Consider the following 19,897-nt stretch of genomic DNA (forward strand, 5'->3'; position numbering starts at 1 on the left):
GATGGACCCCGTGCCTCCAGCCCACCCCCTGCGCCGCGCCCCGATCCAGCAGCGCAGCGCCGACCGGCTCGCCCGGATCCTCGACGCCTGCGCCGAACTCCTCGACGAGACCGGTTACGAGAACCTGAGCACCCGGGCCGTCGCCGTCCGCGCGGGCGTGCCGATCGGCTCGGTCTACCGCTTCTTCGGCAACAAGCGGGCCATGGCCTACGCCCTCGCCGAACGCAACCTGGACCGCTACGCCGAAGGCATCACCGCGCGGCTCGCCGAACTCCCGGCCGTGCACTGGCGCCCCGCCGTCGACGCGGTCCTCGACGAGTACCTCGCGATGAAGCGCACCGTTCCGGGCTTCGCCCTGGTCGACTTCGGCGTGCCCCCGCCGCCCTCGACCGAGGCGGCCGACCCCGCCGACCCCAACGACCTGGTCGCCGCCCGCCTCACCGAACTGCTCTGCCTGCACCTGGGCCGTACGCCCGACGCGACCCTGCGGCGGGTGGTGCTGGTCGCCGTCGAGGCCACCGACGCCCTCGTGCAGCTCGCCTTCCGCGCCGCCCCGTCCGGAGATGCCGACATCATCGACGAGATCCGCGCGATGATGCACGCCTATCTCGCCAGGGTCCTGGACTGACGGACCCTTCCGCGCCCGGCCGGCCTCCCGCGCACAAGCAGACGCCGACGGTTCGCGGCGGCAGGGGACTCCCCAGCGTCCGTACCGGTCGGTATGCTCGGGCCGCCCGCGTGTCGCCGCAGCCCGCTGTCCTCAGGAGGGCCCATGCCCCGTACCGCCCTGCGCATCTGCCCCCTGTGCGAGGCCACCTGCGGCCTCACCCTCACCATCGAGGGAACCGAGGTCACCGGCGCCCGCGGCGACCGCGAGGACATCTTCAGTCGCGGGTTCATCTGCCCCAAGGGCGCTGCCTTCGGCGCCCTCGACGCCGACCCCGATCGGCTGCGCACCCCACTGGTCCGACGCGACGGCAAGCTCCAGGAAGCCACGTGGGACGAGGCCTTCGACGCCATCGCCGCCGCCGTTCCCGCGCTCATCGGGAACTACGGTCCCCCATGCGCCGGTGTGGTCCTGGGCAACCCCAATACGCACACCATGGCCGGCGCCCTCTATCCGCCCGTGCTCCTCAAGGCGCTCGCCACCCGGAACCTCTTCACCGCCAGCACCCTCGACCAGATGCCCAAGCACGTCTCCAGCGGCCTGCTCTTCGGCGACCCCTTCGCGATCCCGGTGCCGGACCTCGACCGCACCGACTTCCTGCTGCTCATCGGGGCCAACCCGGTCGAGTCCAACGGCTCCCTGTGCACCGCTCCCGACTTCCCCGGCCGGCTCAAGGCCCTGCGCGCCCGCGGCGGCACCCTCGTCGTCGTCGACCCGCGCCGCACCCGCACCGCGCGCCTCGCGGACCGCCACCTCGCCCCGCGCCCCGGAAGCGACGCCCTGCTGCTCGCGGCCCTCGCGCACACGCTGCTCGCCGAGAAGCTCACCGACCCCGGAGCGCTCGCGGAACACCTCGAAGGGATCGGGGAACTCTCCGAGGCCCTCCGCCCGTTCACCCCGCAAGAGGTCGCACCCGCCTGCGACCTGGCCCCGGAAGACATCCGACTCCTCGCCCGCGAGCTGGCCGCCGCACCGACCGCCGCCGTCTACGCACGCATCGGCAGCTGCACGGTCGCCCACGGCACTCTGGCCAGCTGGTTGGTCGACGTACTGAACGTCCTCACGGGCAATCTCGACCGTCCCGGCGGCGCGCTGTTCCCGCTCTCCGCGACCGCCTCGGCGCCCCGAGCCGCCGCGCCCGGCCGGGGGTTCGCGCTGGGCCGCTGGGCGAGCCGGGTCTCCGGCCACCCCGAGGTCAAGGGCGAGCTGCCCATGGCCGCCCTCGCCGAGGAGATCGAGACGCCGGGGGAGGGGCAGGTCCGGGTGGTGATCTCCGTCGCCGCCAACCCGGTGCTGTCCGCTCCCGACGGGGACCGGCTCGACCGGGCGCTGTCCGGACTCGACTTCATGGTCTCGGTGGACCCGTACCTCAACGAGACCTCGCGTCACGCCCATGTCGTCCTGCCCCCGCCGCCGCCCGCGCAGAGCGCCCACTTCGACTTCGCCTTCAACGGCTTCGCCGTACACAACCAGGCCCGCTACTCGCCCCCCGCCATCCCGCTGGAGGAGGGGCGGATGGACGAGTGCGAGATCCACGCCCGGCTGATCCTCGCCGTCACCGGGCGGCACGGGACCGATCCCGCGAGCGTGGACGAAGCCGTCATCGCCGACACCCTGGCGCGGGCCGCCGCTGACCCCCACTCCCCGCTCTCCGGTACCGACCCGGCGGTACAGGCCCGCATGTTGGCGGGGCGCAACGGTCCCGAGCGACGTCTCGACATGATGCTGCGCCTGGGTCCCTACGACCTCGCCCTGGAGGACCTCCGCGCCGCACCGCACGGCGTGGACCTGGGCCCGCTCGCCTCGCGCCTGCCGGGCCTGCTCAAGACCCGCAGCGGCCGGATCGAACTCCTGCCGGGCCCGATCGCCGCCGAGCTGCCCCGGCTGCGAGAGGCCCTTGCCGAACGGCCCGACACCCTCGTGCTCGTGGGCCGCCGCCACCTGCGGTCCAACAACAGCTGGCTGCACAACGTCCCGTCGCTGACGGGCGGTTCCAACCGCTGCACCCTCCAGGTCCACCCGCAGGACGCCGGACGCCTGGGGCTCGCCGACGGCGGCCGGGCCAGGATCACCGCCGACGGCGGCAGCCTGGAGGTTCCGGTCGAGGTCACCGACGCGATCCGCGCCGGCGTGGTCAGCCTTCCGCACGGCTGGGGCCACGACCGTCCCGGCACGCGCCTGGGCGCGGCCGCGGTGGCGCCCGGAGTCAATGTCAATCAGCTCCTGGACGGCTCCCGGCTCGACCCGCTGTCGGGCACCGCCGTGCTCAACGGTTTCCCCGTGGAGCTGGCACCCCTGCCCTGAGCTGGGGTTTTGCTCGTATTGCTCACGCGTCGACGTCTTGTTGGCGTTACCGGCGGACACCTACCTTCCCAGCATGCTGACCTTCCTCGGCTTCGCCATGATCGCGACCTTCCTGGTTCTGATCATGATGAAGAAAATGTCGCCGATCGCGGCGCTCGTCCTCATCCCCGCGCTCTTCTGCGTGTTCGCCGGCAAGGGCGCGCACTTGGGCGACTACGTCATCGACGGCGTCGGAAAACTCGCGCCGACCGCAGCCATGCTCATGTTCGCCATCGTCTACTTCGGCGTGATGATCGACGTGGGCCTCTTCGACCCGATCGTCCGCGGCATCCTGCGCTTCTGCAAGGCCGATCCGATGCGCGTGGTGGTCGGCACGGCGGTGCTGGCCGCGATCGTCTCGCTCGATGGGGACGGGTCGACCACCTTCATGATCACGGTGTCGGCGATGTACCCGCTCTACAAGCGGCTCGGCCTCAGCCTCGTGGTCATGACCGGGGTCGCCGCCACGGCCAACGGCGTCATGAACACGCTCCCGTGGGGCGGCCCGACCGCCCGCGCCGCGACCGCGCTCAAGCTGGACGCGGGCGACATCTTCGTGCCGATGATCCCGGCCCTGGCCGCCGGTCTGGTGTGCGTCTTCGTCCTGGCCTACGTGCTCGGGCTGCGCGAGCGCCGCCGCGTGGGCGCGCTCTCCCTGCCGGGTGAGGCGGACGGAGGAAAGGCCGCCGGCAGCATGGAAACCGTGGCCGACGCCGAGGCCACGGCCGAGGCCGAGCTCCTGGTCGCGGCCGGTACGGGCGCCACCGCGTCCAATGCCACTGCGTCCAATGCCACTGCGCCTGGTGCCACCGCGCCCGTTGCCACCGGGTCCGGGTCCGGGTCCGGTGCCGGCACCGGTGGTGCGGGTGCTGCGGCGTCCGCCGCACCCGTCGCGGAGGAGGACGGGTTCCAGGGGCTGGATCCGCACCGGGCCACGTTGCGGCCGCGGCTCTACTGGTTCAACGCCGCCCTCACCGTCGCGCTGCTCACCGCCATGATCATGGAACTGCTCCCCATCCCGGTGCTCTTCCTCCTCGGCGCCGCCCTCGCGCTCACCGTCAACTACCCCAACATGGCGGACCAGAAGGCCCGGATCGCCGCGCACGCCGACAACGTCCTCAACGTCGCGGGCATGGTCTTCGCCGCCGCCGTCTTCACCGGCGTCCTCTCCGGGACCGGCATGGTCAAGGACATGGCGGGCTGGCTGGTCGGCGCCATCCCCGACGGCATGGGTCCGCACATGGCGCTGGTCACGGGGCTGCTGAGCCTGCCCCTCACCTACTTCATGTCCAACGACGGCTTCTACTTCGGTGTCCTGCCCGTCCTCGCCGAGGCCGGCGCCGCGCACGGCGTCTCCCCGCTCGAGATCGCCCGGGCCTCGCTGGTGGGCCAGGCCCTGCACATGTCCAGCCCGCTCGTCCCGGCGGTCTACGTCCTCGTCGGCATGGCCAAGGTCGAATTCGGTGACCACACCCGCTTCACGGTGAAGTGGGCCGCCCTGACCTCGCTCGTGGTCCTGGGGGCGGGGATGCTTTTCGGCATCATCTGACCCTGGCGCCCACAAAACTACCGACGCTAGTTTGTAGGGTGACCGCGAGGTCCATGCGGTCCATGCGGTTCACGCTCGCGCTCGGGAGGAATGCGATGAAGGCCCACGACGGGATGTACATCGGCGGGGAATGGCGGCCCGCCGTCGGACGGGACCGGATCGACGTCGTCAACCCGGCCGACGAGCAGGTCATCGGCAGCGTTCCGGCCGGGACCGAAGAGGACGTGGACGCGGGTGTCCGGGCCGCCCGCGCCGCGCTGCCCGGCTGGGCGGCGACCCCGCCCGCCGAACGGGCCGCGCGGATAGCCGCCCTGCGGGACGTCCTGGTCGCCCGCAAGGGCGAGATCGCGCAGACCATCACCGCGGAACTCGGTTCCCCGCTCGGATTCTCCGAGATGGTCCACGTCGGGGCGCCCATCGCCGTGGCCGACTCCTTCGCCGAACTGGGCGCGACGTACGCCTTCGAGGAGCGGCTGGGCAACTCCACCGTCCTCCTCGAACCGATCGGTGTCGTCGGCGCCATCACCCCCTGGAACTATCCCCTGCACCAGGTCGTTGCCAAGGTGGCACCCGCTCTCGCCGCAGGCTGCACCGTCGTCCTCAAGCCCGCCGAGGACACCCCGCTGACCGCGCAGCTCTTCGCCGAAGCCGTGCACGAGGCGGGCATCCCCGCCGGCGTGTTCAACCTGGTGACCGGCACCGGACCGGTCGCCGGACAGGCACTGGCCGCCCACCCCGGGGTGGACCTCGTCTCCTTCACCGGGTCGACCGCCGTCGGCAAGCAGATCGGCGCCACCGCGGGCGCCGCCGTGAAGCGCGTCGCCCTCGAACTGGGCGGCAAATCGGCCAATGTCATCCTGCCGGGGGCCGACCTCGCCAAGGCGGTCGCGGCCGGCGTCGGACACGTCATGAACAACACGGGCCAGAGCTGCAACGCGCTGACCCGGATGCTCGTCCACCGCGACGACTACGAGGAAGCCGTCACCCTCGCCGCCGCCGCGGTCGCCAAGTACCCCACCGGCGACCCGTGCGACCCGGCCACCCGCCTCGGCCCGGTCGTCAACGCCAAGCAGCACGACCGCGTCCGCGGCTACATCGCCAAGGGCGTGGAGGAAGGCGCCCGCCTGGTCACCGGCGGCTCCGACGCTCCCGCGGAGCGCGGCTACTTCGTCGCGCCCACCGTCTTCGCGGACGTCACCCCCGACATGACCATCGCCCAGGAAGAGATCTTCGGCCCCGTCCTGTCGATCCTCGCCTACGACGACGAGGACGAGGCCCTGCGCATCGCCAACGGCACCGTCTACGGTCTGGGCGGCGCGGTGTGGGCGGCGGACGAGGCGACCGCCGTCGCCTTCGCGCGCCGCATGGACACCGGCCAGGTGGACATCAACGGAGGCCGCTTCAATCCGCTCGCCCCCTTCGGCGGCTACAAGCAGTCCGGCGTGGGCCGCGAGCTGGGCCCGCACGGCCTGGCCGAGTACCTCCAGACCAAGTCCCTGCAGTTCTGAGCCCCGGAAACACGGAGACGACGACCATGGTCCGCGCCGCCATCCTGCCCGCCATCGGAGCGCCCCTGGAGATCCGGGACATCGTGCTCCCCGATCCCGGACCCGGGCAGGTCCGGGTGAGGCTCACCGCCGCCGGGGTCTGCCACTCGGACCTCTCCCTCACCGACGGCACCATGAGGGTGCCCGTACCCGCCGTCCTCGGCCACGAGGGCTCCGGCATCGTGCTCGCCGTCGGCGAGGGCGTCACCCACGTCGCCCCCGGGGACGGGGTGGTCCTCAACTGGGCCCCGTCCTGCGGGCAGTGCCACCACTGCTCCATCGGCGAGGTGTGGCTCTGCGTCAACGCCCTCGCGGGGGTCGGCGCGGTCTACGCCCACGACGCCCAGGGCACCGAGCTGCACCCGGGGCTCAATGTGGCCGCCTTCGCCGAGGAGACCGTCGTCGCGGCGAACTGCGTGCTGCCCGCACCGGACGGGGTCCCGCTCGCGGAGGCGGCGCTGCTCGGCTGCGCCGTCCTGACCGGTTACGGCGCCGTCCACCACAGCGCCAAGGTGCGCCCCGGCGAGTCCGTCGCGGTCTTCGGCGTCGGCGGGGTCGGCCTGGCCGCGCTCCAGGCGGCGCGGATCGCGATGGCCGGTCCGATCGTGGCCGTGGACGTCTCACCGGCCAAGGAGGAACTGGCCCGGGCGGCCGGTGCCACCGAGTTCGTGCTCGCCTCCGACACCACCGCCAAGGAGATCCGCGCGCTCACCGGTGGCCGGGGCGTGGACGTCGCCGTCGAGTGCGTCGGCCGGGCCGAGACCATCCGCGGCGCCTGGGAGTCCACCCGCCGCGGTGGCCGTACGACGGTCGTCGGGATCGGGGGCAAGGAACAGCAGGTCAGCTTCCACGCCCTGGAGATCTTCCACTTCGCCCGTACCCTCACCGGCTGCGTCTACGGCAACAGCGACCCGGCGCGGGACCTGCCGGTGCTGGCCGCGCACGTTCGGGCCGGGCGCCTCGACCTCGGGGCGCTGGTGACCGACCGGATCGGGCTCGACGGCATTCCTGCGGCCTTCGACGCGATGCTTGCGGGCAAGGGGGGTCGGTCCCTGGTCGTGTTCTAGGCCGTCCCGCCGCCCCCGCCGCCCTCGCCGCCCCCCGCCCCCGCCGTCCCGCCGAACCCGCGCCCGGGCCGGGCCCCCGCCTCGCCCCCGTCGGTGTGCGCCTCAAGCACCGACGGGGCTGGTGGGGCAGGTGGGGCTGGTGGGGGCTGGGCTCGGCCCGCGCCCCCGGGCGGCATGCACCCGGTGGCCGTGCGCCCGCCGCGTCGGCTACGCGGTCCGCAGGGCCTCGTACTGGAGGGTGAGGCCGTCCAGTAGGGCCGTCAGGCCCGTTTCGAAGGCGGACTGGTCGACCTCGCGCTGGCGCTCGGCCAGGAGGTGGGCCTGGCCCAGGTGCGGGTAGTCCGCGGGGTCGTACGCCGCCTCGTCGTCCACGAAGCCCCCGGCGAACGAGGCCACCGCCGAACCCAGGATGAAGTACCGCATCAGCGCGCCGATCCGCGTCGCCTGCGCGGGCGGCCACCCCGCCGCCGTCATCGCGCCGAACACCGCGTCGGCCACCCGCAGTCCGGCCGGTCGGCGCCCCGGCCCCCGGGCCAGTACCGGCACGATGTGCGGATGGTCGGCCAGCGCGTCCCGGTAGGAGTGCGCCCAGTCGGCCAGGGCCGTGCGCCAGTCGCGCGGATCGCCCTCCTCGAACATCGACAGGTCCACCCGGGCGCTCACCGCGTCCGCGACCGCTTCCAGGATCTGGTCCTTGGTGCGGAAGTGGTTGTAGAGGGACGGCCCGCTGACCCCCAGGGCCGCCGCCAGCCGCCGGGTCGAGACCGCCTCCAGCCCCTCCGCGTCCACGAGCGCCCCGGCTGCCGTGACGATGCGTTCTCTGCTGAGGAGGGGCTTGCGCGGTCTGGCCATGCGGCACATAGTAGGGCCTGCCCCGCTTAAACTACCGGTGCTAATTTAATGGTCCGTCGTCGAGGAGTGGCCGTGAACCTGGAACTCAGCGAGGAGCAGACCGCGGTCCGCCGCCTCGCCCGCGACTTCGCGGACCGTGAGATCACGCCGTACGCCGCCGAATGGGACCGCGCCGAGAGCGTGGACCGGGCCATCGTCAAGAAGCTCGGCGCCGTCGGCTTCCTCGGCCTGACCGTCCCCGAGGAGTACGGCGGCTCCGGCGGCGACCACCTCGCCTACGTCCTGGTCACCGAGGAGCTGGGCCGCGCCGACTCCGCCGTGCGCGGCATCGTCTCCGTCTCGCTCGGCCTGGTCGCCAAGACCGTCGCCGCCTGGGGGAGCGAGGAGCAGAAGCGGGCCTGGCTGCCGCGCCTGTGCTCCGGTGACGCCCTCGGCTGCTTCGGCCTCACCGAGCCCGGCACCGGATCGGACGCGGGCAACCTCACCACCCGCGCCGCACACGACCCCGCCACCGACACCTACACCGTCAACGGCGCCAAGACCTTCATCACCAACGGCACCTGGGCGGACGTCGTCCTCGTCTTCGCCCGCACCAACGACGAGCCCGGCCACCGCGGGATCTCCGCCTTCCTCGTCCCCACCGACAGCCCCGGCCTGACCCGCCGCGAGATCCACGGCAAGCTCGGCCTGCGCGGCCAGGCCACCGCCGAACTCGTCTTCGCCGACGTGCGCGTTCCGGGCGCCGCGATGCTCGGCCCCGAGGGCAAGGGGTTCTCGGTCGCGATGTCCGCGCTGGCCAAGGGCCGGATGTCGGTCGCCGCGGGCTGCGTCGGCATCGCCCAGGCGGCGCTGGACGCGGCGCTCGCGTACGCCGCCCAGCGCGAGCAGTTCGGCAAGTCGATCGCCGGCCACCAGCTCGTCCAGGAGCTGATCGCCGACATCAGCGTGGACGTGGACGCGGCCCGACTGCTCACCTGGCGGGTCGCCGACCTCATCGACCGCGGACTGCCCTTCGCGGCCGAATCCTCGACCGCGAAGCTCTTCGCCTCCGAGGCCGCGGTGCGCGCGGCGAGCAACGCCCTCCAGGTGCACGGGGGTTACGGCTACATCGACGAGTACCCGGCGGGGAAGCTGCTGCGCGACGCCCGCGTCATGACCCTCTACGAAGGCACCAGTCAGATCCAGAAGCTGCTCATCGGCCGCGCCCTGACCGGGGTTTCGGCCTTCTGACCGGTCCGGCGGGCCCCCGCGCCTGAGTACCGGGGTGAACGCACCTGAGTACGTGCGCGGATTACCCCGGCCGCACCCGCTCGCGATGCTGGACCCATGAACGAGACACCGGTCAAGCAGCAGAACACGGGGGCCTATTACGGCCAGGCCGTCGCCTCCTTCGGCGTCGCCATGGGGGCCGTCGCCCTGGGGATCTACAACCTGGAGGCGAACGCGTGGGTGCGGGCCTTCCTCGGCATCGCGGTGCTCTACCTCGTCACCTCCGCCTTCACCCTCGCCAAGGTGGTCCGTGACCGCCAGGAGGTGACGCAGATCGTCACCCGGGTCGACCAGGCCCGGATGGAGAAGATCATGACGGAGTACGACCCCTTCTCGCCGCGGTCGGCGCCGAAGCCCGCGCAGGACCGCTAAGCGCTTGCTCACCCTCCGGTAAGGTGTTCACTTCCACACGGGGACGAGCACGGCGAAGAGGGTGAGCGGGCGATGGACATCGCGGACGAGGCGACGACCGGCGGCTACCAGCCGTGGTCGGAGGTCACCCCCGACGCCGCGCGCCGGCTGCTGCTCGCCGCCGTCGAGGCCTTCGCCGAGCGCGGTTACCACGCCACGACCACGCGCGACATCGCGGGGCGGGCCGGGATGAGCCCGGCCGCGCTCTACATCCACTACAAGACGAAGGAAGAGCTGCTCCACCGGATCAGCCGGATCGGCCACGACAAGGCCCTGGAGATCCTGGAGACCGCCGCGGACGGGCCCGGCACCGCCGCCCAGCGGCTCGAAGCCGCCGTCCGGTCCTTCGTGCTCTGGCACGCCGCGCACCACACCACCGCGCGGGTGGTCCAGTACGAGCTCGATGCTCTCGCTCCGGAGCACCGCTCCGAAATCGTGGCGCTGCGCCGACGCAGCGACGCCGCCGTCCGCCGGATCCTCGCGGACGGGGTCGGTGCGGGGGAGTTCGACGTGCCGGACGTGCCGGGCACCACCCTCGCCGTGCTGTCGCTGTGCATCGACGTGGCCCGCTGGTTCAGCACGGCCGGTCAGCGCACGCCCGACGAGGTCGGCGCCCTCTACGCCGGCCTCGTGCTCCGCATGGTCGGCGCGCACCCGTAGCACCACGGCCGCGCGCCCCCACCGCCCCGACCCACCAAGTCGGTTCAGAAGTAGTAGCGGGACACCGTCTGCGCCACGCACACCGGCTTGTCGCCGCCCTCGCGCTCGATGGTGACCGTCGCCGCGACCTGCACCCCGCCGCCCGCCTCCGTGACCTCGGTGATCACGGCGGTGGACCGCAGGCGCGAGCCGACGGGCACGGGAGCGGGGAAACGGACCTTGTCGACCCCGTAGTTGATGCCCATCTTCATGCCCTCGACCCGCATCGTCTGCGGCACCAGGCTCGGCAGCAGCGACAGCGTCAGGTACCCGTGGGCGATGGTCGTCCCGAAGGGTCCGGACGCCGCGCGCTCGGGGTCCACGTGGATCCACTGGTGGTCACCGGTGGCGTCCGCGAAGAGGTCGACCCGCTTCTGGTCGATCTCCAGCCACTCGCTCGGCCCGAGCGGCTCACCGATCCCCCCGCGCAGTTCCTCGGCGGACGTGAAGATCCTCGGCTCGGCCATGTGCGTGTCCCTGCCCCTCGGTCAACGAATAAGCGCTTGCTCAGCATGCTGGGACCGCCCGCCCCTGTCAACGGACGACCCCGGGCATCCGTGGCCCGGCCACCGACTACGCTCGGCCCGGTGCCGCAGATTCCCGAAAAAGTCCACGAACTCACCGTCGGCCAGCTGTCCGCGCGCAGCGGCGCGGCGGTCTCCGCGCTCCACTTCTACGAGACCAAGGGCCTGATCAGCAGCCGCCGCACCGCGGGGAACCAGCGCCGCTACACCCGTGACGCGCTGCGCCGGGTCGCCTTCGTGCGCGCCGCCCAACGCGTCGGCATCCCGCTGCTCACGATCCGCGAGGCGCTGGCGCAGCTCCCCGAGGAGCGCACCCCCACCCACGAGGACTGGGCCCGGCTGTCCGAGAACTGGCGCGCCGAGCTCGATCAGCGCATCAAGCAACTCGGGCGCCTGCGCGACCACTTGAGCGACTGCATCGGCTGCGGCTGCCTCTCGCTGGAGACCTGCGTGCTGTCCAACCCGGACGACGTCTTCGGTGACCGCATCACCGGTTCCCGCCTCTACGTCACACCCCAGTAGCGGGGCGTCCCGGTGGCGAGCAGGCCCAGCGCCGCAGCCACCAGTTCTTCGTTGGAACGGGCCGGGCGACCGTCCGGCAAGAGGAGTACGTCGCCCAGCCCGGTCCGGACCCATCGGTGCGGCCCCACCCCCGCGCCGCGGAGCAAGGCTCCCCAGGCGGCGCCGTCACGGCCGTACACCAGCACCTCGCGCACCCCACCAGCGCCACTCCCGTCCACCCCGCCCCCCGCACCTCCGCCCCCCGCACCGGCGCCCCCCACCTCCACCACCAGCCGCGCCGCTCCGGCCACCGCGACCACCCGCGGCCCGGCCCCCGCGCCGCCCCCGACGCCCGCCGGCACCACCGCGTCCACGGCCACCCCCCGCTCCGCCAGCGCGGCCGCCAGGTCCACCGCCCCCGGCTCGGCGCAGTGCACCTCGGCCCGGTCGGGCAGCACCTCCCAGGAGCGCACCCGGGCCACCCGCGCCCCGGGGTCCGGTTCCGCGCCCACGCTCGCGCACACCACCAGCGGCACCGCGACCCCGCCCTCCCGCAGCGCCCGGAGCACCGGCCCGACCACCCGCGGCGACAGGCTCTCGCGCCCGCACGGGGTCCGCGGGCGCACCAGCACCTCCGCGGCCCCGGCGGCCACCGACCGCAGCGCCGACTCCACCAGTGCCCGCGGGGACATCGGCACCGCGGCCCCGTCGGCCGCGGTCCGCGACCCGTTCAGCGACACCTGCAAGCGGACCCGGTCGGGCCGCACGCCTCCGGCCCCCCGCACCGCCCGCGCATCCGTGCCCGCACCCGTACCCGCGCCCGTCACGCCGAATCCGCGAGCGCGGGTCTGGGCACCACGATCCCGCAGCCCGCGCACACCGGTCCCACCCAGTGGCCGGGCCCGGCCGGGGCGTTCCAGCGCAGCTCCTGGTCCCCGCACACCGGGCACGCCGTGCCCGGCTCCGACTCCAGTGCCTTCACCAGCCGCCGCAGCACCTCGCCCAGCGCGCCCTCCGGGCGGACGTCCGGGTCGGCGCACCGCACGACCGCCTCGCCGCTCCACGCCCACTCCGGGCGCCGCAGCCCGTCGTGCTTCTCCCGGCGCCGACGCTCGGCGAAGTGGCGCTCGTACTCCAGCCACACCGCCCGCGCGTCCTCCAGCTCCTCCAGGGCCGCGACCAGCCTGAGCGGGTCCGCGCCCCGGTCGTCGGGGCCTATCCCGTGCCGGTCGCACAGGTGCCACCAGGTCGCCCGGTGCCCGTACGGGGCGAAACGCTCCAGACAGCGGCGCAGTGAATGGCGCCGCAGGGCCCGGTCGTTGCCCGCGTCGCGCACCTGGTACGCCAGACTACGGAAACCCGCCATCACACCTGCACCTCCGTCGCGCTCGTGCCCGCACACGGCATCGAGTGACGTCACATGTCCTTGATGTGCCCAACATGCCCGCCCGGGCGCGGGCGCATGCGGGGGCGGTCGAGGCGTGCGGGTGGCACATGGCCGGAAGTCAGCGCCCCACGCGCCCCGCCAGTGTGACCAGACGGGCCAGTTCCTCGTGGCAGACGTCGCTGTGCGCCCCGGAAGGCGCCCCTCCGCGACGCACCACGGACGCCGCGTCCACGCTCACGCACCCACCGGTCGGCAGCCCGCCGCGCAGCGCCGCGTCCAAGGTCAGCCGTGCCGAGCCGGGCACCTCCTGGATGCCGTCGTGCCCGAGCGCACCCCACCGGGCGTCGAAACCCGCGAATCCGGTCGCGTCCCCGGCCATCCGGGAGGCCAGCGGGTAGAACACCTTCAGCGCCGTGTCGAAGCTCGAATGGCAGGCGACCACCGGTCCGTCCACCCTCGCCTGGAGACCGTGCAGGTCGCCGGAGCCCGCCCCGGACGGCAGTCGGGAGGCGAACGCGTAGTGGGAGAAGGCCCCCTGGAGCAGGGTCACCGAGCGTACGGGGCGCGGTCCGGCCGCCGGCAGCCCGCGCAGCGCGAAGGAGACCACCCGCGCCCCGAAGCTGTGCCCGATCAGGTGGATCCGCGGGCCGGTCCCGCCGCCCGGCGTCCGTCCCAGCCCCGCCAGCACCGGGCCGAGCCCGTGCTCGCCGACGACCCCGGCGCGGTGCTTCATCCGGTAGTAGGCGGCCTGCCGCAGCAGTTCCTTGGCGCCGTTCCAGAGGGAGTGCGCGGCGGATCCCGCCGAGAGGCCCCGCGCCCCCGCCGCCGGGGGTGCGCCGTCCAGCGCCCCGGTCTGCGCCAGTGCCTCCGTGAAGGCCCGGCACACCACCAGCACGTCCTCGGTGAACATCAGCGGCACCGGGCCGGGCGCGCTCGCCCCCGGGCCCGCCGGAGCATCCGTACCGCTCAACTCCCGTATCAAGGCGCCGAATTCGATGAGGGAGGCGGCCGACTCCGGCTGTTCCTCGAGAAGCTGCGCCAGTCGGTCCAACTCGGCCTCCCGGCCCGGCCAGAACTCCCCGAGCGCCGACCGCGTCCGCGGATCCAACCGCACCGCGTACCCGGGGTCCGCGACCGCGCCCAGGTGTCCGAAGTCCGGCTGCGGATCGTCGGCGAAGGCCGTCGACGGCCAGAACACCCCCACGTACCCGGGCCGCACCCCCGCCCCCAGCAGTCCGGGGAACGGCGCGAAGAAGTGGTCGTAGAGCCGGGTGGAGGTGCTCCGGTCGCTGTTCCACCCGTGCGCGAAGACGAACAGGTCCGTCGCGTCCAGCCGGGCCACCGCGTCCCGGGACGCCGGATCCACGTCCCCGTCGGCGTCGAAGACCAGCTCCGCGTACGGGCGTACGCCCACACCAGAGGCCCCAGCAGCCGCGCCCGGCCCTTCCGCACCCGCCATGACGTCCCCCTCCGCGTCGCACCGCCGGGCCGCGGCGCGGCCGGTGCCGACAGCATCCTGCGGGCGCCCCCGACCGGCCAGCCCCGCGACCGCACGGACCGCAGCGGCAGGTCCCCGGGGCAGATCCCACGGGCAGGTCCCCCCGGCACGCGCCTCAGGGATAGAGCAGGTACTTCTCGCGGACCGCGGCGAACCGCGCCAGCCCCGCCTCCCAGTCCGCCGCGATCTCCGCGACCCCCGCCCCGGCGTCCACCATCAGCCGGACCCGGTCCGAGCCGGTCAGCCGGTCGATCCAGTGGTCCGCGCGCCACGCGAAGCCGCTCCAACTGCTGCGCGCGCTCACCAGCAGCCCGATCCCGGTCCGCACCGGGTCGAAGGCCTCCGGGTCGTGCACCAGCAGCCGCACCCCGCCGCACACCCGCCCGGCGTGCTTGGAGAAGGACGGGGTGAAGTACGCCTCCCGGAACCACACCCCCGGCAGCCCCAACGCGTCCGCCTCCCGCGCCCACCGCCGGTCGACGCCCTCCGCGCCCAGCACCTGGAAGGGGGTGGTGGTGCCCCGCCCCTCCGACAGGTTCGTCCCCTCGAACAGGCAGGTCCCGGCGTAGGCGAGCGCCGATTCCGGGGTCGGCACGTTCGGGCTCGGCGGCACCCACGGCAACCCCGTCGCCCCGAACCGGTCCCGACGCCGCCATCCGGACATCGCGACCGTGCGCAACCGCACCGGCCGCGCCGCCAGGAACTCGCCGTTGAACAGCAGCGCCAGCTCGGCCGCCGTCATCCCGTGCGCGAGCGCGATCGGCTCCCGGCCCACGCCGCTGGCGTACGCCCGCTCCAGCACCGGACCCGCGGCCCGGGCCCCGCCCACCGGATTGGGCCGGTCCAGGACCACCAGGGCCTTGTCCGCCAGCGCGGCCGCCCGCATGCAGTCGTACAGCGTCCAGATGTAGGTGTAGAACCGCGCGCCCACGTCCTGGACGTCGAAGACCACGGTGTCCACGCCGGCCGCCGTGAAGACGTCCGCGAGCGCCTGCCCGCTCTTGCCGTAGATGTCGTGGACGGGCAGTCCCGTCGCCGGGTCCCGGGAGGTCCCCTCCGACCCGCCCGCCTGGGCGGTCCCGCGGAAACCGTGCTCCGGCCCGAACACCGCCACCAGGCGCACCCGTTCGTCCGCGTGCAGCACGTCGACCAGGTGGCGCGCGTCGGCGGTGATCCCGGTGGGGTTGGTCACCACCCCGACCCGCTGCCCGGCGAGCTGCCCGTACCCCTCGGCCATCAGCCGCTCCAGCCCGGTCACCACCCGCCCCGGCGTCCGGCCCCGCCCCGGCCCCGGCGCCGCGGCGCCCACCGCGCCCGCGGCCCCCAGTGCCCCGGCCACTCCCAGCAGTCCCCGTCGCGACAGATCCATCGGCCCACGCTAGGCGTCGGCACCCTTCCACCCCGGCATACCGACTGGTTAGTCTGCCGTCGACCGGCGCGATCCGGCGCGGGCGACGGCAGGCGACGAGGGGCGGATCCAGTGGGCACGGAGCAGCACGGCCGGCAGGAACGGCGCGAACCCGACCGGGGCCCGGACGGCGGCACGCCCGACGACCGGCGCGGGTACGAGGGCGCGCGCGTCGTCGTCACCGGCGCGGGCGGCGGGATCGGCGCCGCCCTCGCGCACCGGTTCGCCGCCGAGGGCGCGACCGTCGTGGTCAACGACCTCGACCCCGCGAAGGCCGAGGGCGTGGCCGGGGAGATCGGCCCGTCGGCGATCGCGCTGCCCGGCGACGCCTCGGCCGTCGTGGCCGAGGCCCGCGAGGCACTGGGCGGCACGGTGGACGTCTACTGCGCCAACGCCGGGCTCGCCTCGGGCGGCGACGCCTTCGCCGACGAGGCCGTCTGGGACGCCGCCTGGCAGACGAACGTGATGGCCCACGTCCGGGCGGCCCGCGCGCTGCTGCCGCACTGGCTGGAGCGGGGCGGCGGCCGGTTCGTCTCCACCGTCTCGGCCGCCGGGCTCCTCACCATGATCGGAGCCGCGCCGTACAGTGTCACCAAGCACGGTGCACTCGCCTTCGCCGAATGGCTGTCGCTGACCTACCGCCACCGCGGGATCCGGGTCCACGCCATCTGCCCGCAGGGAGTGCGCACCGACATGCTGACGGCCGCTGGTTCCGCCGGCGAGCTGGTGCTCGCGCCGACCGCCATCGAACCCGCGGCGGTCGTGGACGCCCTCTTCGACGGCATGGCCCAGGACCGGTTCCTGATCCTCCCGCACCCCGAGGTCGCCGGATACGCCGCGGCCCGCGCCGCCGACCCCGACCGCTGGCTCAGCGGGATGAACCACCTCCAGCAGAAGTGGGAGACCCGGTGACCCGCCCCGCGCACCAGGACCCCCGGCCCCACGGGGAAGGGCCCGCGCGGGCCCCGCACCCGACGCCGCCCGGCTCGCCCTACGCCGCGCGCCCCTGGCTCGGCCGGCTCACCGCCGCCCAGCGGGCGCCGGTGAGCCCGCCGCCCACGGTGCTGCACGCCTTCCGCGACGCCGTGGCCCGGGCCCCGGGCCGGACCGCGCTCGCCTACTTCGACGCGCGGATCGACTACGCCGGGGCGGACGCGCTCTCCGACTCCGTCGCCGGGTACCTCGCCGGGCGCGGGGTGCGGGCGGGGGACCGGGTCGCGGTCATGCTCCAGAACACCCCCCACTTCGCGCTCGCCGTCCTCGCCGCCTGGAAGGTCGGGGCCGTCGTGGTCCCGCTCAACCCCATGTACAAGTCGGCCGAGGTGGCGCACGTCCTGCGCGACTCCGGGGCCGCCGCGCTGGTCTGCGACCGCCGCGCCTGGGCGGCGTACCTGGCGGGGACCGTCGGGGGCACGGACGTGCGCACCGTGCTCACCGCCCGCGACCTGGACTTCCAGACCCGCGGCGACACCCGCGTCCTGGACCCGGACCAGGACCGGGACCCGGATCCGGACCCGGCGCTGCCGGACGGCACCGCCGAGGACTTCCTCGCGGTGGCCGGCCGCGGCCACCGCGCCCCCGCCGCCCCGGACACCGGCCCCGCCGACACCGCGCTCATCAGCTACACCTCCGGCACCAGCGGCACCCCCAAGGGCGCCCTGAACCCGCACGGTGCGATCACCCACAACGCGGAGCGCCAGGTGAGCGCCCACCCGGTCCCCGAGGGCGCCACCTACTTCGCCCTCGCCCCGCTCTTCCACATCACCGGCCTGGTCTGCGAACTCGCGGCCTGCTTCCGCAACGCGGGCACCCTCGCCCTCGCCCACCGCTTCGACGCCGGCGTGGTCCTGGACGCCTTCCTCGAACACCGCCCGGCCTACACCGTCGGCCCGGCCACCGCCTTCATGGCGCTCGCCGCCCACCCGGGCGCCACCCGGGACCACTTCGCCTCGTTCGAGGTGATCTCCTCGGGCGGGGCCCCGCTGCCGCCCGCGCTGGTCGAGCGGTTGCGCGCCGCCTTCGGCTTCTACCTGCGCAACGGCTACGGGCTCACCGAATGCACCGCCCCCTGCGCCTCGGTGCCCCCGCACCTCGAAGCGCCGGTCGACCCGGCCTCCGGCACCCTCTCCGTCGGGGTCCCGGGCGCGGACACGGTCGTGCGCATCCTCGACGAGCGCGGCGCCGAGGTGCCGCTCGGCGAGAGCGGGGAGATCGCCGTCCGCGGGCCCCAGGTGGTGCCCGGCTACTGGCGGTTGCCCGCCGACACGGCCGAGGCCTTCCCGGACGGCGAACTGCGCACGGGGGACATCGGCTTCATGGACGCGGATGGCTGGCTCTATGTGGTCGACCGCAAGAAGGACATGATCAACGCGTCCGGTTTCAAGGTCTGGCCGCGCGAGGTCGAGGACCTCCTCTACACGCACCCGGCCGTCCGCGAAGCCGCCGTCGTGGGCGTTCCGGACCCGTATCGGGGGGAGAGTGTGAAGGCGTACGTCAGCCTTCGCCCCGGTATGTCCGTGGAGCCCGCCGAACTGTCCGCGTACTGCGCCGAGCGCATCGCCGCGTACAAGTACCCGCGCCAGGTCGAGATACTGCCTGTTCTCCCGAAGACGACCAGTGGCAAGATCCTGCGACGGGAACTGCGCGAGCGCGGCTGAAAACCAGCGGTGGGCGCGTCGCGTTCGAAGGTGAAGGCGAAGGGAAGGCGAAGGCCATGGAAACCAGGGAGCCGGCGCGGCAGCAGGAGTCCACGCGCCCGCAGGAGTCCACGCGCCCGCCGGGCGGGTCCGCGCGGCCCAAGGACGGCGCCGCGGCGCCGGACGCGCCGGTCCCGCAGCGGCTGCTGGCCGTCGCGACCCGGCTCTTCGCCGAGCGCGGCTACGACCGCACCTCCGTGCAGGAGATCGTCGAGGCGGCAGGGGTCACCAAGGGCGCCCTCTACCACTACTTCGGATCCAAGGACGACCTGCTGCACGAGGTGTACGCGCGGATGCTGCGCCTGCAGCAGCAGCGGCTCGACGCGATCGCCGACTCCGCGGCGCCCGTCGAGGAGCGGCTGCGGGCGGCCGCGGCCGACGTGGTGGTCACCACGATCGAGAACCTCGACGACGCGATGATCTTCTTCCGGTCGATGCACCAGCTCAGCCCGGAGAAGTACAAGCAGGTGCGGGCCGAGCGGCGGCGCTACCACGAGCGCTTCCGGGCCCTGGTCGAAGAGGGCCAGCTGAGCGGGGTCTTCGCCGCCGTCACCCCCGCCGACCTGATCGTGGACTACCACTTCGGGTCCGTCCACCACCTGTCCACCTGGTACCGCGAGGACGGTCCGCTCACGCCGCAGCAGGTCGCCGATCACCTCGCCGACCTGCTGCTGCGCTCGCTGCGTCCGTAGACCGTCGAGCCGTGGCACCCGCCGCCGGGATCAGCCCAGCGGGAGGACCTTGCGGCCCCACGTGTCCTCGGCCACCACGGCGAAGGAGATGTACCAGGCGATGCCGGCGGTCAGCAGGCCGAGGAAGCCGCCGGTGTGGCCGAGCGCGGTGACCTCGGTCAGGTCGCCCAGCGCGAGGAAGAGGAAGGTGAGCGCCAGCGAGACGAACAGCAGGCGGTGCGCCACGTCCAGCTTCAGCGCGGCGACGGACATGTAGGCGGTGAAGACGAACCAGGCCACGAGGAACCAGCCGGTGGCGACGTGCGCCTGGTCGGCCGGCAGGGTCGGGACGACGAACTTCACGTAGCCCGCGAAGGACATCCAGAAGGCGCCGTACGAGACGAACGCCGTGGTCCCGAAGGTGTTGCCGCGGCGGAACTCCATGATGCCCGCGACGAACTGCGCCAGACCGCCGTAGAACAGCGCCAACGGGAGCACGACGGCGCTGAGCGCCGCGTTCGAGATCAGGCCCGAGTTGAAGAGGCTGAGCACGAAGGTGGTCAGTGCGAAGGCGGCCAGACCGAGCGGTCCGGGGTTGGCGACCCGGGCCGCCGGGGCGGCGGGCGCGGTGGCGGGCGCGGCGACCGGGGCGGCGGTCACCGGCGCCGGGGCCAGAGTGGAGCTAGGCATGACGAGAGGCACTTTCGATGGGGGATCTATCGAATATATCGGACCTTCGTGATGGTCCAGACCAGTCGAACGTCCCCCTCGCGGCCCGAACGGCCGCCGGGGCGCGGGCCGGAAGGCC

General features: G+C 73.7%; 19 protein-coding genes. 12 read left to right on the forward strand and 7 right to left on the reverse strand.

Annotated features, from left to right (window positions below):
• Position 1: 1 nt before the first annotated feature.
• The 5 genes from ACFWAR_RS28080 (at position 2) to ACFWAR_RS28100 (ending at position 7,173) form a co-directional block, all read left to right on the forward strand.
• Positions 2-628, forward strand: coding sequence for a TetR family transcriptional regulator (locus ACFWAR_RS28080; RefSeq protein WP_385782825.1), 627 nt, complete (start codon positions 2-4; stop codon positions 626-628).
• Positions 629-772: 144 nt separating this feature from the next.
• A complete protein-coding gene (locus ACFWAR_RS28085; protein WP_385782735.1) occupies positions 773-2,971 on the forward strand; it encodes a molybdopterin oxidoreductase family protein in 2,199 nt (732 codons plus the stop codon).
• A gap of 73 nt (positions 2,972-3,044) precedes the next feature.
• Positions 3,045-4,559 carry a CitMHS family transporter gene (locus ACFWAR_RS28090; RefSeq protein ID WP_385782737.1) on the forward strand — a complete coding sequence of 505 codons (1,515 nt, stop codon included), beginning with the start codon at positions 3,045-3,047 and terminating at the stop codon, positions 4,557-4,559.
• A 95-nt stretch (positions 4,560-4,654) separates the two neighbouring features.
• Positions 4,655-6,067 carry an aldehyde dehydrogenase family protein gene (locus tag ACFWAR_RS28095; protein ID WP_385782740.1) on the forward strand — a complete coding sequence of 471 codons (1,413 nt, stop codon included), beginning with the start codon at positions 4,655-4,657 and terminating at the stop codon, positions 6,065-6,067.
• A gap of 26 nt (positions 6,068-6,093) precedes the next feature.
• Positions 6,094-7,173 carry a Zn-dependent alcohol dehydrogenase gene (locus ACFWAR_RS28100; protein WP_385782742.1) on the forward strand — a complete coding sequence of 360 codons (1,080 nt, stop codon included), beginning with the start codon at positions 6,094-6,096 and terminating at the stop codon, positions 7,171-7,173.
• 207 nt (positions 7,174-7,380) lie between these two features.
• Here the strand turns inward: ACFWAR_RS28100 and ACFWAR_RS28105 are convergent, their stop codons facing one another.
• Positions 7,381-8,025, reverse strand: coding sequence for a TetR/AcrR family transcriptional regulator (locus ACFWAR_RS28105; protein WP_385782744.1), 645 nt, complete (start codon positions 8,023-8,025; stop codon positions 7,381-7,383).
• A 72-nt stretch (positions 8,026-8,097) separates the two neighbouring features.
• On the opposite strand from ACFWAR_RS28105, the gene ACFWAR_RS28110 reads away from it, so the two are divergent.
• From ACFWAR_RS28110 to ACFWAR_RS28120, 3 genes are all read left to right on the forward strand, one after another.
• Positions 8,098-9,255 (forward strand): acyl-CoA dehydrogenase family protein, encoded by a 1,158-nt coding sequence (locus ACFWAR_RS28110; RefSeq protein WP_385782747.1) that lies wholly within the window; start codon positions 8,098-8,100, stop codon positions 9,253-9,255.
• 96 nt (positions 9,256-9,351) lie between these two features.
• Positions 9,352-9,666 (forward strand): YiaA/YiaB family inner membrane protein, encoded by a 315-nt coding sequence (locus ACFWAR_RS28115; protein WP_385782750.1) that lies wholly within the window; start codon positions 9,352-9,354, stop codon positions 9,664-9,666.
• 72 nt (positions 9,667-9,738) lie between these two features.
• Positions 9,739-10,365, forward strand: coding sequence for a TetR/AcrR family transcriptional regulator (locus ACFWAR_RS28120; RefSeq protein ID WP_385782753.1), 627 nt, complete (start codon positions 9,739-9,741; stop codon positions 10,363-10,365).
• Positions 10,366-10,409: 44 nt separating this feature from the next.
• Here the strand turns inward: ACFWAR_RS28120 and ACFWAR_RS28125 are convergent, their stop codons facing one another.
• Positions 10,410-10,871, reverse strand: a complete 462-nt coding sequence (locus ACFWAR_RS28125) for a MaoC family dehydratase (protein ID WP_354383576.1) — start codon at positions 10,869-10,871, stop codon at positions 10,410-10,412.
• A 120-nt stretch (positions 10,872-10,991) separates the two neighbouring features.
• Between ACFWAR_RS28125 and soxR the strand changes: the two genes are divergently transcribed.
• On the forward strand, positions 10,992-11,450 hold the full coding sequence (soxR, locus tag ACFWAR_RS28130) for a redox-sensitive transcriptional activator SoxR (RefSeq protein WP_385782756.1): 459 nt from the start codon (positions 10,992-10,994) through the stop codon (positions 11,448-11,450).
• Here soxR and ACFWAR_RS28135 read toward each other — a convergent pair.
• The 4 genes from ACFWAR_RS28135 to ACFWAR_RS28150 all read right to left on the reverse strand — a co-directional run bounded on the left by ACFWAR_RS28135 (position 11,432) and on the right by ACFWAR_RS28150 (position 15,683).
• A complete protein-coding gene (locus ACFWAR_RS28135) occupies positions 11,432-12,256 on the reverse strand; it encodes a 3-keto-5-aminohexanoate cleavage protein (protein ID WP_385782759.1) in 825 nt (274 codons plus the stop codon). The two genes, soxR and ACFWAR_RS28135, sit on opposite strands and share 19 nt — an antisense overlap.
• Positions 12,253-12,795 carry a hypothetical protein gene (locus tag ACFWAR_RS28140; protein ID WP_385782762.1) on the reverse strand — a complete coding sequence of 181 codons (543 nt, stop codon included), beginning with the start codon at positions 12,793-12,795 and terminating at the stop codon, positions 12,253-12,255. The genes ACFWAR_RS28135 and ACFWAR_RS28140 overlap by 4 nt, the downstream gene beginning before the upstream one ends.
• Before the next feature lie 139 nt (positions 12,796-12,934).
• Positions 12,935-14,275, reverse strand: a complete 1,341-nt coding sequence (locus ACFWAR_RS28145) for a serine-threonine protein kinase (protein WP_385782765.1) — start codon at positions 14,273-14,275, stop codon at positions 12,935-12,937.
• 154 nt (positions 14,276-14,429) lie between these two features.
• Positions 14,430-15,683, reverse strand: a complete 1,254-nt coding sequence (locus ACFWAR_RS28150; protein WP_385782767.1) for an exo-beta-N-acetylmuramidase NamZ domain-containing protein — start codon at positions 15,681-15,683, stop codon at positions 14,430-14,432.
• A 111-nt stretch (positions 15,684-15,794) separates the two neighbouring features.
• Between ACFWAR_RS28150 and ACFWAR_RS28155 the strand changes: the two genes are divergently transcribed.
• From ACFWAR_RS28155 to ACFWAR_RS28165, 3 genes are read left to right on the forward strand one after another with little or no spacing between them, the layout of a single operon-like run.
• The gene (locus ACFWAR_RS28155) at positions 15,795-16,634 is read left to right on the forward strand and encodes an SDR family oxidoreductase (RefSeq protein ID WP_385782770.1); all 840 of its coding nucleotides are present in this window, start codon (positions 15,795-15,797) and stop codon (positions 16,632-16,634) included.
• Positions 16,631-18,379, forward strand: a complete 1,749-nt coding sequence (locus ACFWAR_RS28160; protein ID WP_385782772.1) for a class I adenylate-forming enzyme family protein — start codon at positions 16,631-16,633, stop codon at positions 18,377-18,379. The genes ACFWAR_RS28155 and ACFWAR_RS28160 overlap by 4 nt, the downstream gene beginning before the upstream one ends.
• Before the next feature lie 56 nt (positions 18,380-18,435).
• A complete protein-coding gene (locus tag ACFWAR_RS28165; protein WP_385782775.1) occupies positions 18,436-19,110 on the forward strand; it encodes a TetR/AcrR family transcriptional regulator in 675 nt (224 codons plus the stop codon).
• 30 nt (positions 19,111-19,140) lie between these two features.
• Here the strand turns inward: ACFWAR_RS28165 and ACFWAR_RS28170 are convergent, their stop codons facing one another.
• Positions 19,141-19,779, reverse strand: coding sequence for an acetate uptake transporter (locus tag ACFWAR_RS28170; protein WP_385782778.1), 639 nt, complete (start codon positions 19,777-19,779; stop codon positions 19,141-19,143).
• Positions 19,780-19,897: the final 118 nt, after the last annotated feature.

The sequence above is a fragment of the Streptomyces sp. NPDC059917 genome (genome assembly GCF_042730635.1).
In the GTDB taxonomy this organism is placed as follows: domain Bacteria; phylum Actinomycetota; class Actinomycetes; order Streptomycetales; family Streptomycetaceae; genus Streptomyces.

Bases quoted from the DNA above. Each gene is read 5' to 3' on its own strand.
- ACFWAR_RS28140 (WP_385782762.1), bottom strand. From the start codon at position 12,795: ATGGCGGGTTTCCGTAGTCTGGCGTACCAGGTGCGCGACGCGGGCAAC.
- ACFWAR_RS28120 (WP_385782753.1), top strand. From the start codon at position 9,739: ATGGACATCGCGGACGAGGCGACGACCGGCGGCTACCAGCCGTGGTCG.
- ACFWAR_RS28170 (WP_385782778.1), bottom strand. From the start codon at position 19,779: ATGCCTAGCTCCACTCTGGCCCCGGCGCCGGTGACCGCCGCCCCGGTC.
- ACFWAR_RS28125 (WP_354383576.1), bottom strand. From the start codon at position 10,871: ATGGCCGAGCCGAGGATCTTCACGTCCGCCGAGGAACTGCGCGGGGGG.
- ACFWAR_RS28080 (WP_385782825.1), top strand. From the start codon at position 2: ATGGACCCCGTGCCTCCAGCCCACCCCCTGCGCCGCGCCCCGATCCAG.
- ACFWAR_RS28115 (WP_385782750.1), top strand. From the start codon at position 9,352: ATGAACGAGACACCGGTCAAGCAGCAGAACACGGGGGCCTATTACGGC.
- ACFWAR_RS28095 (WP_385782740.1), top strand. From the start codon at position 4,655: ATGAAGGCCCACGACGGGATGTACATCGGCGGGGAATGGCGGCCCGCC.
- ACFWAR_RS28165 (WP_385782775.1), top strand. From the start codon at position 18,436: ATGGAAACCAGGGAGCCGGCGCGGCAGCAGGAGTCCACGCGCCCGCAG.
- ACFWAR_RS28085 (WP_385782735.1), top strand. From the start codon at position 773: ATGCCCCGTACCGCCCTGCGCATCTGCCCCCTGTGCGAGGCCACCTGC.
- ACFWAR_RS28105 (WP_385782744.1), bottom strand. From the start codon at position 8,025: ATGGCCAGACCGCGCAAGCCCCTCCTCAGCAGAGAACGCATCGTCACG.
- ACFWAR_RS28145 (WP_385782765.1), bottom strand. From the start codon at position 14,275: ATGGCGGGTGCGGAAGGGCCGGGCGCGGCTGCTGGGGCCTCTGGTGTG.
- ACFWAR_RS28090 (WP_385782737.1), top strand. From the start codon at position 3,045: ATGCTGACCTTCCTCGGCTTCGCCATGATCGCGACCTTCCTGGTTCTG.
- ACFWAR_RS28150 (WP_385782767.1), bottom strand. From the start codon at position 15,683: ATGGATCTGTCGCGACGGGGACTGCTGGGAGTGGCCGGGGCACTGGGG.
- ACFWAR_RS28100 (WP_385782742.1), top strand. From the start codon at position 6,094: ATGGTCCGCGCCGCCATCCTGCCCGCCATCGGAGCGCCCCTGGAGATC.